The sequence below is a fragment of the Stenotrophomonas sp. SAU14A_NAIMI4_5 genome (assembly GCF_003086795.1).
Taxonomy (GTDB): domain Bacteria; phylum Pseudomonadota; class Gammaproteobacteria; order Xanthomonadales; family Xanthomonadaceae; genus Stenotrophomonas.
Genome location: NZ_CP026003.1, coordinates 1308356 through 1323253 on the forward strand (window position 1 = coordinate 1308356; position 14898 = coordinate 1323253).

Consider the following 14898-nt stretch of genomic DNA (forward strand, 5'->3'; position numbering starts at 1 on the left):
CCCGGCGGAAGCATTCAATCACTGCCGATGGTGAAGTACTCCGCAGCGAAGTAGCCCACCTGGTACGCCAGCGCCACGCCGGCCAGCACCACCTGCGCGCGCGCCGTGCGCAGGTTCCAGCCCAGCATGCAGACCACCAGCATCAGCCCCGTGTGCAGCGGATACGCCTCGCCCAGCAGGCGCCAGCGACTCTGCCCCTTGATCGCGGTATCCACAAGATCCAGAAGCGTCAGCGCGGCGATCACGCTGAAGATCCAGCGCCGGCGCTGCATCAAGTAGGCGCCGTAGCTGCCAAAATCGCGCAGGTCATCGGGAAACAGCAGGGCGCACAACAGGAACCACGTGGCGCCGTAAGTGATCACGAACAGATAGATCTCGAAGGTCCACTGGTGCACCTGGACCAGGCGGAATTCCCACCACCAGAACGTCACCAGCGACACCAGCGTCCACGCCACCCAGCACAGGTGCAGGGCCGAACAGCCGCGCCGCTGCGGGTGCTCGATGATCTGCGCCAGCCCCTTCAGCAGCGTGGTGATCGACAGGCCCAGGATGATGCCCATCACCACGCGGATATGCAGGAACACCGGATCGGTCTGCATCGCCCAGCCCCCAGAAGGTCGGTTGCCGCGATGCTGGCACAGAAACCGGGGCTGGAGGGCGCGGCCGGAACTGGCCGGCATCCAGTCAGGCGGGGATCAGACCCTCTTTCCGGAGCAGATCAAGGAGAACGGCACCCTGTTCATCCGCCTCAAAAATGTCTCCACCGTCCAGTGCGTACGCCCTGATCAGAAGATCCAACCCCTGCTTCCGGTTGCCGAGTGCTTCGCAGCACTGCCCGGCGCGATAGAGAATGAACGGGTTTACCTGGCCGTCGGGTCCGTTCATTGCGTCCATGAAGCAATGGAATGCCTGGGCGACGTTGCCAAGTGAAAAAGAGGCGTCTCCCAGCGATGCACAGAGCCACGTGTAGGCCTCCCATTGCTCTTTGGGCGATGGCAGCAGGGACGACGCACTGCTCCAGGGAACGATCGCGCCAGCCGGATCTTCATTGTCCATCAGAGCGTTTCCCTGCTCGGAAAGCTCAGTGATGCGTTCGTACAGTTCGTCCGGAAGCTCCATGGATCACTTCGTCTTGGGAATCAAGCCGCCCAGCCTAGGATGTCCCGTGGCTGAAGTCGCGTGGCAATTCCGACAAACGAAGACGCTAACAATTCTCCAGAGGAAGGGATCCGCCCACGTGCCGACCAACGGTCGGCACCCACCACCAGCAGAACCACCATCAGCAGAAGCATCATCAGCAGCAGGCTCCAACAGCTCGCGGGAAACTGTCGAAGGCGGGGTGGGTCCGGTTGCGGGGGCGTGAGCCGCATGGATGCGGCGACCGAGCTTACATGGACGTACTTGCAGCGTCCCCCGCAACCGGACCCACCCCGCCAACCCACAGGAAGCCGGTTTTTGACGTTGACGTTGCCGGCCAGCGGCCGGCACTACCGCTTCCGCCGGACCAGCGTGCTCGACGCCTCCAGCACCGCCCGGGTCAGCAGCGCCATCGTCTGCACATCGCCCTTCCAGTGCTGCCAGTACAGCGGCACGTCCTCCCACGCACGCTGCCGCACATACACCAGCCGCCCCGCATCCAGATGGCGCTTCACCAGCGGCAGCGGGTTCATCGTCCAGCCCAGCCCGCCCAGGTTGGCCTGCACGAAGGCCCGGGTGGAGGGGATCCACCACGTCGGCGCCGTGCTCGGCAGCGCATCGCCGGCCATCCGCTGGGCGAAGCGCGACTGCATGTCGTCCTTGCGGTTGAACACCAGCACCGGGGCCTGCGCCAGCGCCTGCGCCGTCACCCCCTTGGCGAAATGGCGCTCGCGGAACTCCGGCGTACAGGTCGCCGCATAGCGGATGCTGCCCAGCGCATGGATCTGGCAGCCCTGCACCGGCTCGTCCAGCGTGGTCACCGCACCCAGCACCGTGCCCTGGCGCAGCAGCTCCACCGTGTGGTCCTGGTCTTCCACGCGCAGGTCCAGGGTGGTGCCGGTGTTCTGCGCGAACTGCTGCGCGGCCTGCGGGAACCAGGTTTCCAGGCTGTCATGGTTCACCGCCACCGGGATGCTCGCCTGCGGCAGGTCCTCGTCGGCCAGGCCCATGCGGTGCAGGGCGTCGTGCTCCAGCAGCGCGGTCTGTTCGGCCAGCTGGACCAGCAGCTGGCCCTCGGCGGTGGCCGTGGCCGGGGTGCCGCGCTTGACCAGCAGGCGGCCGATCCGGTCCTCCAGCGCCTTCACCCGCTGCGAGATGGCCGAAGGGGTCACATTGAGCGACTGCGCGGCGCGGTCGAAGCTGCCTTCGCGGATGACCGCGGCCAGGGCCCGCAGCTGGGCATGATCGATGCGCATCGAATTAAGCTCCGCTAATGTTGGTTTAGTAAGTTTAGCTCGTCTTTCGAATGTTGCGGCGCGACAATGGCGCCCATTCCGGTGCTGTCCGCCTTCGCGAGGCACCGTCCCCCCAGCAAGACAAGGCAGTGAATCCCATGTTCTCGGTCATCTCCGCCAGCACCGGCCTCGGTGCCTGGTTCTCTGGTGCAGCTACCGGCGTCGGCCTGTTCGCCGTGGTCGGTGCCCAGAGCGCCTTCATCCTGCGCCAGGGCATCCTGCGCAAGCACATCGTGCCGGTGGTCGCCACCTGCGCGGCCATCGATGCGATCTTCATCTTCGCCAGCGTGGCCGGCCTGCGCACGCTCACCTCGGCGCTGCCGTGGCTGACCAGCGCCGTGCTGTGGACCGGCGTGGCCTTCCTGGCCTGGTATGCGATGAAGTCCGCGCGCCGTGCCTTCGCCGGTGGCGGTGGCATGGGCGAGGCCGACAGCGATGACGGCAGCCGCCGTGCGGTGCTGCTGGCCGCGGTCGGCTTCTCGCTCATCAACCCGCATTTCTGGCTGGACATGATGGTGATCGGCTCGATCGCCGAGAACTTCGGCAATGCGCGCATGGCGTTCGCCGCCGGCGTGGTCACCGCCAGCTGCCTGTGGCTGACCGCGCAGGGCCTGGGTGCCCGCCTGCTGGCGCCGCTGTTCACCAAGCCCAGCACCTGGCGCGTGCTCGACGGCACCATCGCCGTCATCCTCAGCATCCTGGCGCTCACGCTGGCCATCCGCGGCGTGCACTGAGCCCGGCACCGAACACCACACTCTCTCCAAGGTCGTGGCTGCGGCGGCATCGGAAACGATGCCGCCGTTCTTTTTTGTCCCTGCATGCGGTATGTCGCTGGGCACTGGCAGGCCGCCCATCGGCCTGCCTACAATCGGGGGTGCGGACAGGGTGTCCGCTGTATAGGGGGAAGGATGCGCAAGACAATGATGGCTGCGCTGCTGGCGCTGGCCTGTGCCGCGCCGGCTGCGGTCGGTGCCGTGGACCTGGAAAAGTACATCCGCCAGGAAACATTCCAGGACATCAAGATTTCGCCGGGGGGCGACTACTACGCTGCCACCGTGCCGTTGGAAGACAGCACCGCTGTCGTCATCATGCGCACGTCGGACAACACGCCGATGGGCACTTTCCGCCCGCCCCGCAACAACCATGCGACCAACTTCGACTGGGTCAGCAACGAACGCGTGCTGATCGAGCTGTCCGAGAAGTTCGGCTCGCTGGATACGCCGCAGCGCACCGGTGAGCTGTACGCGATCAACGCCAATGGCGGGCGCGGCGAGCTGCTGGTCGGCTACCGCGTGGAAGGCAATGGGCCTGGTACCCGCATCCAGCCGAAGAAGGTGGAGGCGGTGGCCGCCTTCCTCACCGATGAGCTGGCCAATGACGACCGCAACGTGCTGGTCGCGGTGTGGCCGTTCGGCAACGATCCCTTCACCCGCGTGGAGCGGCTGGACGTCACCACGGGTCGCCGCGTGCAGGTCGCGGGCTCGCCGGTGCGCAACGCCAGCTTCACCACCGACAACAAGGGCGACGTGCGTTTCGCCCATGGTTCCGGTACTGACAACGTCAACAAGCTCTACTACCGCCAGCCGAGCAACAACCAGTGGGTGCTGGTCAACGACGAGGCGGTCAACAACCGGATCGAGACGGCCATTGGTTTCGCTGAAGACAACAGCGTGGCCTACCTGCAGGTCCAGCAGCCGAAGGGCCCCGACGCCATCGTCAGCTGGAACCCGGAGACCGGCGAGCGGAAGACGCTGCTGGCCGATGACGTGGTCGATCCGTACCGCATCATCTTCCGCAACGGCACGCGCGTGCCGGTGGGTGCGCTGTACCTGGGCGATACCACCCGCAGCCGCTTCTTCGACGAGACGTCGGCCGATGCGCGCCTGTACCACAGCCTGGAAGCGGCCTTCAAACAGCCGGTCTACATCACCTCCAGCACGCGTGACGGCAAGAAGGTGCTGGTGGAAACCTGGACTGGCAACGATCCCGGCTCGTTCTATGTGTTCGATACCGTGGCCAAGTCGGCGCAGCACCTGATCAGCCGCAGCGAGTGGCTGGACGTGGACAAGACCGCGCCGGTGCGCGCTGTATCGCTGAAGGCCCGCGATGGCCTGCCGCTGCACGGCTTCCTGACGCTGCCGCATGGCAGCGACGGTCGCAACCTGCCGATGGTGGTGCTGCCGCATGGTGGTCCGTACGACATCTTCGATTCCGGCCGCTATGACATGGAATCGCAGCTGCTGGCCGATGCCGGCTATGCGGTGCTGCAGGTCAACTACCGTGGCTCGGGCAACTACGGTCGCGCGCACACCCAGGCCGGTGCACGGCAGTGGGGCGGCGCCATGCAGGACGACGTCACTGATGCGACCCGCTGGGCCGTCGCGCAGGGCATCGCCAACAAGGACCGCATCTGCATCTACGGTGCCAGCTATGGCGCCTACTCGGCGATGATGGGTGCGGCGCGCGAACCGGGCATGTACAAGTGCGCCGCCGGCTACGTGGGTGTGTATGACCTGCCGATGATGTTCACCCGTGGCGACATCCAGAACCGCGGTTCGGGCATGACCTACCTGCGTGACTGGCTGGGCGACCCGGCGAAGCTGGGCACGGTCTCGCCGGTCACCCTTGCCGGGCAGATCAAGGTGCCGGTGTTCCTTGCGGCCGGTGGCGAAGACAAGCGCGCGCCGATCGAGCACACCAAGCGTCTGGAAGCGGCGCTGAAGAAGGCGGGCACGCCGGTGGAAAGCCTGTACTACAGCACCGAAGGCCACGGCTTCTACCGCCCCGAGCACGAGCGGGAGTACTACAGCCGCCTGCTGGCGTTCCTGTCCAACAGCCTGGGTGGGGCCACTGCCAGTGCGCCCACGCCGAAGGCCAGCGGCAAGGCGCCGTAAGTCCAGCTGCGCGCTTGAGCAGGCCGGGCAGCCAAGGCTGTCCGGCCTGGAAACACCATGAGACCCGCTGCGCTGTGGGTCGGGCTGCCCGCGCTGTGTGACGGCGGGCAGGCCATGGCGCCCTGATCGGGCGCCGCCGGGTCGAGGGTCACTTCACCCCGTGCATCATCCGCTTCAGCAGCGGCGCGGCGATGAAGGCCAGTACCGCACAGCCCAGGCCGATCCACATCAGCAGCCAGAACAGGTGCGCATAGGCGCCTGCGGCCGCCACCATGTCCAGCGTCTCGCCTTCGGGCACGTCGATCGCCGCCAGCTTGCCGAACAGCGCGGCCAGCGTTTCGGAAAACGCCGTGGCCAGGAACCAGGTGCCCATCATCAGGCTCATCACCCGCGGCACGGCCAGCTGGGTCACCGCCGACAGGCCCACCGGCGACAGGCACATCTCGCCGCTGGCCAGCAGGAAGTAGGCCAGCACCAGCCACCACACGCTGGCCATTTCACCGGTGGCGCCGACCTGCTGCGCGGCCAGTGCCAGCGGCACGAACGACAGCGCACCGATGACCAAGCCCCAGGCCGACTTCACCGGCTTGCCCGGCTCCCAGCCGCGGCGGTCCATCCAGGTCCACAGCGCGGCGAACGCCGGGGCCAGCAGCACCAGGAACAGGCCGCCCAGATAGGTAAGCGAACCGGCGGTCTGCGGAATCACCAGGCAGTCGCGCACCAGCAGCACCAGCATCAGCGCGACGATGGCAATGAAGAATGCACGCGGCGCGTTCGAGCCCGGGCGACGCTCGGACAGGCGCGCGCTGACCACGAAGCCCAGCGGCGCCAGCAGCAGCGAGATGATCGACCACGGCAGCGGGGTGCCATCGGTGATGACCAGCGCCGGCACGATGTCCTTGGTCAGCAGGCGGTCGGTGAAGGTGACCCACGAGCCGTAGGACTGCTCGTACATCGTGAAGAACACCAGCGCCATGAAGATCAGCACCATCAGCGCGATCATCTGCTGGCGCTGCACCGGGGTGCACTTGCTGCCGGTGAACCAGGCGAACCAGACCAGCACGCCGCCCAGCACCACCAGCATCAGCATCAGCGCCAGGCTGATCTCGCCGCCGAGGGCGAAGGCGCCGTTGCCGGCCGCCCACATCAGCCACGCCACCGGCAGCACGCCGACCACCGCGCACAGGTAGATCAGCCATTCGCGCGGCAGGCCCAGCACCTTCTGCTTCAGCGCGGCCGGCTGCGGCGGTTCGGCGTGGCCCTGCAGGTACTTCTGGCCCCAGAGGAACATCGCCAGGCCGGCCAGCATGCCGATGCCGGCGGCGCCGAAGCCGTACTTCCAGCCATAGGCCTCGCCGAGGAAGCCGCAGACCAGCGAGGAGAACAGCGCGCCAAGGTTGATGCCGGCGTAGAACAGCGAGAAGCCCGAATCGCGGCGCGGGTCGTCCTGCGGGTAGAGCTTGCCGACGATGGTGGAGATGTTCGGCTTGAGGAAGCCGACGCCCATGATGATCAGCGCCAGCGACAGGTAGGTCACCGCCAGGGCCGAGGTATCGCGCACCACTTCACCGTTGACCCGGTACGCAGCGTGGCCCTCGAAGGCCATGCCGAGGTGGCCCAGCACCAGCAGGATGCCGCCGAACAGCACCGCCCGGCGCATGCCCAGCCAGCGGTCGGCCAGCATGCCGCCGAACACCGGGATGCAGTAGACCAGGCCGCCATACGCGCCCAGCAGGTCCAGGCCGGCCTTGTCGCCGAACAGGTGGTACTTGGTGAGATACAGCAGCAGCAGCGCCTTCATCCCGTAGAAGGAGAAGCGCTCCCACATTTCAGTGAAAAAGCAGACGTAGACGCCTTTCGGGTGGCCGAGGAAGTCGTCGGAAGCGATCGCGGTGGAATTCATCGGCGGATTATAGGCGCGTGCCGCAGGCACGCGCCGGGTAGCGCCGGGCCATGCCCGGCGGCCCCAGTAGATCCACGCCATGCGTGGATGGAGCTCATCACACGCGGTCGATTACAGGTACCGCAGCCAGGCCAGGTCGCGCCGGCGCGCCTTGAACCGACCGAACAGCAGCGTCGGCGGGTACATCGCCACCGCCAGCGCGCAGGCCACCAGCAACAGGCCGGCCACCGAATCCAGTGCGTACAGGCTGCCGTGGGTCGGCCCCCAGATCGCCAGCGCGGCCACGTACAGCAGCTTCAGCACATACAGATGCAGCAGGTAGAAGAACATCGGCGCCGCACCGATGTCGGCCAGCGGTCGCAGCGCGCGGGCCAGCGGCGGCCATTCGTACAGGCGCAGCAGCGACAGGCCCACGCCCAGGGTCAGCAGCAGGAACTGCAGCGACGGCGGGTACTTGGTCACGTTGAACACGCTCATCCAGGTGCGCAGGGCGCTGTCCTGGTGCTGCCACGGCGCCTCGCCATAACCGTTGGCCAGGCGCAGCAGGGCGAACGCGGCCAGCGCACCCAGCCCGGCCCACAGCAGCCAGCGCTGGCGCTGCGCCGGGTCGCGGTCGCGGGCGAACCACGGCCCCATCAGGTAGCCCAGCACGATCACCCCGATCCACGGCAGCACCGGGTAGGAGGTACGCAGGCGCATCACGCCGGTTTCGATCCAGTCGCGCTGGTGCAGCACCTTCCACAGCACGGCCAGCACGCCGTTGCCTTCCACGCGCACGCCATCGAACAGGTTGTGGCCGGCCACCAGCAGCACGCCCAGCACCAGCAGCGCCGGGCGCGGCAGCCACAGCAGGCCGGCCAGCGCGATCATGCTCAGGCCGATGGCCCAGATCACCTGCAGGTACAGCGTGTCCGGCGGGAGCTGGAAGGTCCAGGCGAAGTTGACCAGGGTCAGCTCCAGCACCACCAGGAACAGGCCGCGCTTGAGCAGGAAGGCGGCGATGGCACTGCGCGGGTCGGCCTGGCGCTGGCCGTACAGCCACGCAGACAGGCCGGTGAGCAGCACGAATACAGGCGCGCACAGATGCGCCAGCAGGCGGCAGGCGAACAGGGCGGGGGAGACGCTGGCCGCGTCCACCGGATCGCCGACCTGGTGCTGCAGGAAAAAGGTCTCGCGCACGTGGTCGAGCAGCATCAGCAGCATCACGGTGCCGCGCAGCTGGTCGATGGAGGCCAGCCGGAGGGAGGGGGAAGGGGGCATGCGGAGCAACGGCTGGGTACAACATAAAGATATAACATATCATTTGCAGGTCGGCCAGTCCGGCTTTGCTGCATCGGCCGGTTGCCTGTGCACGCCCGCGGCCGTTGCACTGCAGCAGCCGGCCCCATCCTTTGGCACGCTGGACTTGCTCTGCCCTGAACGCTAGCGTGGCAGGGATTTTTTGCCAGCAGGGGCTTCCATGAACCATGACGCTGCGCCCAAGCAGCTCACCTTCCGCGCAGTGGCCCTGGCCATCGTGCTGGCGGTGGTGCTGTCGGCGGCCAACGCCTATCTCGGTCTGTTCGCAGGCCTGACCATCGCCACCGCCATTCCCGCGGCGGTCATTTCCATGGGCGTGCTGCGCCTGCTGGGCGGTGGTTCCATCCTCGAAAACAACATCGTGCAGACCGGCGCCTCGGCCGGTTCGTCCATCGCCGCCGGTGTCATCTTCACCATCCCGGCGCTGGTCATCATGGGCTACTGGCCGGACTTCAAGTACTGGTGGGTGCTGGGCATCGCCGGTCTCGGCGGCCTGCTTGGCGTGCTGTTCTCGGTGCCGCTGCGCCGTTCGATGATCGTCGAAGATCCGCTGCCCTTCCCGGAAGGCAAGGCCGCGGCCGAAGTGCTCAAGGCCGGTGAAAACCCCGGCCCGGGCCTGAAGATCCTTGGCCTGTCGGCCGTGATCGGTGCCTTCGTCAAGCTCGCCGCCGAGAGCGGTCTGCGCCTGATCCCCGATGCCTGGTCGACCTCGGCCTACGTCGGCAGCTCGAAGATCACCGCCTTCATCGGCACCAACCTGTCGCCTGCCCTGCTGGGCGTGGGCTACATCGTCGGCTTGAACGTCGGCATCGTGGTCGTGTCCGGCTCGATCCTGACCTGGCACATCGCCATTCCGATCTACCAGGCGTTCTTCATGAACACCGATCCGGCCCTGGCCGCGTCGGTCGCCGCTGCTTCGTCCACCGAGGCGGCGTTTGCCATCTGGGGCGCGAAGATGCGCTACCTGGGTGTCGGCGCGATGCTGATCGGCGGCATCTGGACCCTGATCTCGCTGCGCAAGTCGCTGCTGAACGGCGTCAAGAGCGGCTTCGCCGCCGCGCGCAAGAGTGGCGGCCCGGTGCTGGCCCATACCGAACGCGACCTGCCGATGAAGTGGATGCTGGTCGCCCTGGTGGTCTTCGTGCTGCCCCTGCTGGCCCTGTACCAGGCCATCGTCGGCCAGTGGCACGTGTCGATCCCGATGACCATCATCATGATCGTCGCCGGCTTCCTGTTCGTGTCGGTCTCGGCCTACCTGGCCGGCCTGATCGGTTCGTCCAACAACCCGGTCTCGGGCATCACCATCTCCACCATCCTGTTCGCCTCGGCCGTGCTGGTCGTGCTGCTGGGCGCCGATGGCCTGAAGCCGGTCGGTGCCGGCGGTGCGCCGCTGGGCGCGGTGGCCGCCATCATGATCGGCGCGGTGGTCTGCTGCGCCGCCGCGGTGGGCGGTGACAACCTGCAGGACCTCAAGGCCGGCTACATCGTCGGTGCCACCCCGTGGAAGCAGCAGCTGATGCTGGGCATCGGCGCGTTCTCGTGCGCGCTGATCATGGCCCCGGTGCTGAACCTGCTGGCCACCGCCTACGGCATCGGCGTGAAGTCCGAGCTGCACCCGAACGCGCTGGCCGCCCCGCAGGCAAACCTGATGGCCTCGGTGGCCAAGGGCCTGTTCGGTGGCGAGCTGCCGTGGACCTTCATCGGCATCGGTGCCGTGGTCGGTGCGCTCATCATCGCCTTCGACAGCTGGCTGAAGTCGCGCAATTCGCGCTTCCGCGTGCCGGTGCTGGCCGCCGCCATCGGCATCTACCTGCCGCTGGAACTGATGGTGCCGATCTTCCTGGGTGGCCTGATCGCCTACCTGGTCGAGCGCTTCCACAAGGTGCGTGGCGATGACGAAGAAGGCCGCGACCGCGTGCACAAGCCGGGCGTGCTGTTCGCCGCCGGCCTGATCACCGGCGAGGCGCTGATGGGTATCGCCATCGCCGTGCCGATCGTGGTCAGCAGCCGTGCCGACGTGCTGGCCCTGCCGTTCCACCTGCCGGCCGCGCAGTGGTTCGGCCTGGCCGTGCTGTTCCTGGTGGGCTGGCTGATCTACCGCACCGGCAAGCGCGCCATGGCGTAAGAGAATGGGGTAGTGCCGGCCGCTGGCCGGCAATCTGCCTGGTTGCCGGCCAGCGGCCGGCACTACCGTCGCCCCCGCAAACCCCGCCACGGCGGGGTTTGCTTCTTCTGGCGAAGGCATCCACCCGCCCGGGCGGCCATGACCGATGGCCTTGGCAGCCGCGCCCGCACGGGCCTACCATCGGTTTTTTGCCGTCCTGCGGAGATCCCGATGAAACTGCGTCATGCCCTGCTGCCACTGAGCCTGCTGGCCGCCCTGCCCAGCGTCGCCGCTGCCCGTGGCCTGGAAGTCCGCGACATGGTGGCCATGGATCGCGTCTCCGCCCCGGTCCTGACCGCTGACGGCAGCACCGTGGTGTTCGCCAAGCGCAGCACCGATGCCAACCTCAAGTCCAGCACCGCGCTGTTCGCGCGCAACCTGCGCACCCGCGATGCGGCACCGCCGAAGCAGATCACCCCGGCCGGCTGGAACGTCAATTCGGCCTCGCTGTCGGCCGACGGCCAGACCGTGTACTTCCTCAGCGCCAAGAACGGCAGCCAGCAGCTGTACGCACAGGGCATCAGTGGCGGCACCCCGCGCCAGCTGACCGATTTCCCGGTGGACGTGGACAGCTACCACGTCTCGCCGCAGGACGACCGCGTGCTGTTCAGCGCCGGCGTGTTCCAGGCCTGTGCCTCGGACCTGGCCTGCACCGAAAAGAAGCTCAAGGACGTGGCCGACGCCAAGGCGAGCGGCAAGGTCTTCGATTCGCTGTTCGTGCGCCATTGGGACACCTGGAACGACGGCCGCCGCAACACCCTGTTCGTGGCCCCGCTGCCGACGGCCAAGGCCGGCCCGGTGAAGGGCGCCTCGGCGCTGAGCGCGACCATCGATGGCGACGCACCGTCCAAGCCGTTCGGCGGCAATGACGATTTCACCTGGTCGCCGGATGGCGCCAGCGTGGTCGCCAGCATCCGCGTGGCCGGCAAGCAGGAACCGTGGTCGACCAACTTCGACCTGTACCGTTTCGATGCCGCCGGCAAGCAGGCGCCGGTCAACCTGACCGCTTCCAACCCGGCCTGGGATGCCGGCCCGGTGTTCAGCGCCGACGGCAAGACCCTGTTCTACCGCGCCATGAAGCGGCCGGGCTTCGAAGCCGACCGCTTCGGCCTGATGGCGATGGACCTGGCCAGCGGCAAAGCCCGCGAGATCGCCCCGCAGTGGGATCGTTCGGCCGGTGAGATCAACCTGTCCGCCGATGGCGCCAGCATCTACACCACCACCGACGACCTCGGCGAGCACCCGCTGTTCCAGATCGACGTAGCCAGCGGCAAGGCCACCAAGGTCATCGGCGATGGCACCGTGTCCTCGGTCAGCGTGGCCGGCAACAGCGTGGCCATCACCCGCAACAGCCTGAAGAGCAACGACCAGGTGCTGGTCGGCATGCTGCCGGCCGCCGGCCAGCCGATCGGCGAGCTGCGCGCGCTGACCCCGGCCGCTGGCGAGGTGCTGAAGGACGTCAACTTCGGCGACTTCGAACAGTTCGAGTTCAAGGGCTGGAACAACGACACCGTGCACGGCTACGTGGTCAAGCCGCACAACTACCAGGAAGGCAAGTCCTACCCGGTCGCGTTCCTGATCCACGGCGGCCCGCAGGGCAGCTTCGGCAACGGCTGGAGCTACCGCTGGAACCCGCAGACCTACACCGGCCAGGGCTATGCCGTGGTCATGATCGACTTCCACGGTTCCACCGGCTACGGCCAGGCCTTCACCGATGCGATCAGCCAGCACTGGGGCGACCGCCCGCTGGAAGACCTGCAGAAGGGCTGGAGCGCGGCGCTGAAGAAGTATTCCTTCCTCAACGGTGACAAGGCCTGTGCGCTGGGCGCCAGCTACGGCGGCTTCATGGTCAACTGGATCGCCGGCAACTGGAACAGCCCGTTCAAGTGCCTGGTCAACCATGACGGCGTGTTCGACCAGCGCATGATGGGTTACGCCACCGAAGAGCTGTGGTTCACCGAGTGGGAGCAGGGCGGCACGCCGTACGAGAAGGCCGCCAACTTCGAGAAGTTCAACCCGGTCAACCACGTGGCCGACTGGAAGAAGCCGATCCTGGTCATCCACGGCCAGCAGGACTTCCGCATTCCGGTCGAGCAGGGCTTGGCCGCGTTCACCGCCGCCCAGCGCCAGGGCATCGAATCGAAGTTCCTGTACTTCCCGGACGAGAACCACTGGGTGCTGAAGCCGAACAACAGCATCCTGTGGCATGACACCGTCAACGCCTGGCTGAAGCAGCACATCGGCGAATAAGCCGGTCCAGCGCCGCCCCCCGGGGCGGCGCTTTTTTTCCAACCGGTGGGTGCCGACCGTTGGTCGGCACACCTTTGCCCCTTGGGGTCAGAGCCCTTTCGCGCAGCGAAAGGGATCCGACCCCGTACCCAGAGCGCCTGCATGATCCAGAACGACATCGTCGTCTTCGGTTTGATCGCCGCCACCCTCGGTGCCGTGTTCTGGACCGCCTCGCGCGAACAGGGTGCGTGGAAGCGCTTCTACACCTTCGTGCCAGCCTTGCTGCTGTGCTACCTCATTCCCGGCATCTACAACACCGTCGGCCTCATCGACGGGCAGAACACCAAGCTCTACAACCCCATCGCACGCGACATCCTGCTGCCGGCGGCGCTGATCCTGCTGACCCTGGCGGTGGACATCAAGGGCATCCTGCGGCTGGGCCCGAAGCTGGTGCTGATGTACCTGGGCGCCTCGGCCAGCATCATGCTCGGCGCGGTGGTGGCCTTCCTGGTGATGCGCGCGATCCATCCCGATACCGTGGCCGGCGATACCTGGGCCGGCATGGCCGCACTGGCCGGCAGCTGGATCGGTGGCGGCGCCAACATGCTGGCGATGCGCGAAGTCTTTGATGTCAACGCGACCACCTTCGGCCAGTTCGCCGTGGTCGATGTCGGCGTGGGTTATGTGTGGATGGCCGCGCTGATCTTCCTGGCCGGGCGTGCGGCGAAGATCGATGCGCGCAGTGGCGCCGATACCTCGGCCATCGATGAACTGAAGGAGCGCATCGCGCGCTTCCAGGCCGAGCACGAGCGCATTCCCAGCCTGACCGACCTGATGCTGATCGTGGCGGTGGCCTTCGGCGGCGTCGGCCTGTCGCACGCCATCGGGGCGCCGCTGGCGGCCTGGTTCAAGGGCAATGTCAGCTGGGCCTCGCAGTTCAGCCTGGATGCGCCGTTCGTGTGGGTGGTGGTGCTGTCGACCACGCTCGGCCTGAGCCTGAGCTTCACCCGCGCGCGCACTCTGGAAGGCGCGGGCGCCTCGCGCCTGGGCTCGCTGCTGCTGTACTTCCTGATCGCCTGCATCGGCATGCAGATGGACCTTCTGGCGCTGCTGGACCGCCCGTGGCTGTTCCTGCTCGGCATCATCTGGATCGCCGTGCACATCGCCCTGCTGTGGTGCCTGGGCAAGCTGCTGAAGGTGCCGTTCTTCTACTTCGCCATCGGTTCGCAGTCGAACATCGGTGGCCCGGCCTCGGCGCCGGTGGTGGCCGCGGCCTTCCATCCGGCATTGGCGCCGGTGGGCGTGCTGCTGGGCACGATGGGCTATGCCACCGGCACGTACCTGGCGTACATCGTCGGCATCACCCTGCGCGCGCTGGCCGCGTAGAGTCGAGCTTGCTCGACTGCTTCTGGTTTCGGGGTGATGGGGTCAGATCCCTTTTGCGCAGCAAAAGGGATCTGACCCCGGTTCACGGTGCGTCACGCCACCGGCAACCCGCGTTCGATCAACCACGCCCGCGCGTCTTCGGCGTCCTGCTCGAACCACGCCTTGGTCGACCCCAACCGGTACGTATACCCCCACGCATCCATGTCGGCCATCAGCTGTTCGCTGCCCACGCCGGGCAGCTGCCCGGCCAGCACGATCTGCAGGTAGCAGGTGGCATCTTCCTCGGGCACCGAGTCGGTGGCGTCGGTATGCACCTGCGCGCGCCGCTCCGGCGGCAGCACGATCAGGTGGCAGGCTTCGTGCAGCATCGAATGCACCGGCGTGTCGTCACGCACGTAGACGTCGCTGGCGATGATGCCGGCCTCCGGTTCGCCCCAGTAGCTGCCGGGAATCGGCGCACCGGCCGCCACGTGGTGCAGGCGCAGGTCATGCGCGGCGAGCAGGCGCTGCGCATCGGCGAAGGCGATATCGCCGACGCGGGTGACGTTCGGTTCGGGTGCGGTGTCGGTCATGCGGGGTCACACGGCCCCG

Annotated in this window: 11 protein-coding genes; 5 read left to right on the forward strand and 6 right to left on the reverse strand. The window is 67.1% G+C overall.

The window, feature by feature from the left end; translation table 11 throughout:
• Positions 1 to 14 precede the first annotated feature (14 nt).
• From C1925_RS06295 to C1925_RS06305, 3 genes are all read right to left on the reverse strand, one after another.
• Positions 15 to 599, reverse strand: coding sequence for a hypothetical protein (locus tag C1925_RS06295; protein WP_108768148.1), 585 nt, complete (start codon positions 597 to 599; stop codon positions 15 to 17).
• Positions 600 to 684: 85 nt separating this feature from the next.
• Complete coding sequence (locus C1925_RS06300; RefSeq protein ID WP_108768149.1) at positions 685 to 1119, reverse strand: hypothetical protein; 435 nt, start codon at positions 1117 to 1119, stop codon at positions 685 to 687.
• Positions 1120 to 1487: 368 nt separating this feature from the next.
• On the reverse strand, positions 1488 to 2393 hold the full coding sequence (locus C1925_RS06305; protein ID WP_108768150.1) for a LysR family transcriptional regulator ArgP: 906 nt from the start codon (positions 2391 to 2393) through the stop codon (positions 1488 to 1490).
• Positions 2394 to 2530: 137 nt separating this feature from the next.
• On the opposite strand from C1925_RS06305, the gene C1925_RS06310 reads away from it, so the two are divergent.
• Both C1925_RS06310 and C1925_RS06315 read left to right on the forward strand, forming a co-directional pair.
• Complete coding sequence (locus C1925_RS06310) at positions 2531 to 3166, forward strand: LysE family transporter (RefSeq protein ID WP_108764406.1); 636 nt, start codon at positions 2531 to 2533, stop codon at positions 3164 to 3166.
• Positions 3167 to 3340: 174 nt separating this feature from the next.
• The gene (locus C1925_RS06315; protein ID WP_108768151.1) at positions 3341 to 5326 is read left to right on the forward strand and encodes a S9 family peptidase; all 1986 of its coding nucleotides are present in this window, start codon (positions 3341 to 3343) and stop codon (positions 5324 to 5326) included.
• A gap of 148 nt (positions 5327 to 5474) precedes the next feature.
• Here the strand turns inward: C1925_RS06315 and C1925_RS06320 are convergent, their stop codons facing one another.
• Both C1925_RS06320 and C1925_RS06325 read right to left on the reverse strand, forming a co-directional pair.
• Positions 5475 to 7229 carry an oligopeptide:H+ symporter gene (locus C1925_RS06320; RefSeq protein ID WP_108768152.1) on the reverse strand — a complete coding sequence of 585 codons (1755 nt, stop codon included), beginning with the start codon at positions 7227 to 7229 and terminating at the stop codon, positions 5475 to 5477.
• Between the two features lie 111 nt (positions 7230 to 7340).
• A complete protein-coding gene (locus C1925_RS06325) occupies positions 7341 to 8489 on the reverse strand; it encodes a heparan-alpha-glucosaminide N-acetyltransferase domain-containing protein (protein WP_108770635.1) in 1149 nt (382 codons plus the stop codon).
• 199 nt (positions 8490 to 8688) lie between these two features.
• On the opposite strand from C1925_RS06325, the gene C1925_RS06330 reads away from it, so the two are divergent.
• The 3 genes from C1925_RS06330 to C1925_RS06340 all read left to right on the forward strand — a co-directional run bounded on the left by C1925_RS06330 (position 8689) and on the right by C1925_RS06340 (position 14307).
• Complete coding sequence (locus C1925_RS06330; protein ID WP_108768153.1) at positions 8689 to 10653, forward strand: oligopeptide transporter, OPT family; 1965 nt, start codon at positions 8689 to 8691, stop codon at positions 10651 to 10653.
• Positions 10654 to 10863: 210 nt separating this feature from the next.
• A complete protein-coding gene (locus C1925_RS06335) occupies positions 10864 to 12942 on the forward strand; it encodes a S9 family peptidase (RefSeq protein ID WP_108768154.1) in 2079 nt (692 codons plus the stop codon).
• 141 nt (positions 12943 to 13083) lie between these two features.
• The gene (locus C1925_RS06340) at positions 13084 to 14307 is read left to right on the forward strand and encodes a DUF819 family protein (RefSeq protein WP_108768155.1); all 1224 of its coding nucleotides are present in this window, start codon (positions 13084 to 13086) and stop codon (positions 14305 to 14307) included.
• A gap of 92 nt (positions 14308 to 14399) precedes the next feature.
• Here C1925_RS06340 and C1925_RS06345 read toward each other — a convergent pair whose 3' ends face one another.
• Positions 14400 to 14879 carry a hypothetical protein gene (locus C1925_RS06345; protein WP_108768156.1) on the reverse strand — a complete coding sequence of 160 codons (480 nt, stop codon included), beginning with the start codon at positions 14877 to 14879 and terminating at the stop codon, positions 14400 to 14402.
• Between the last annotated feature and the right edge of the window lie 19 nt (positions 14880 to 14898).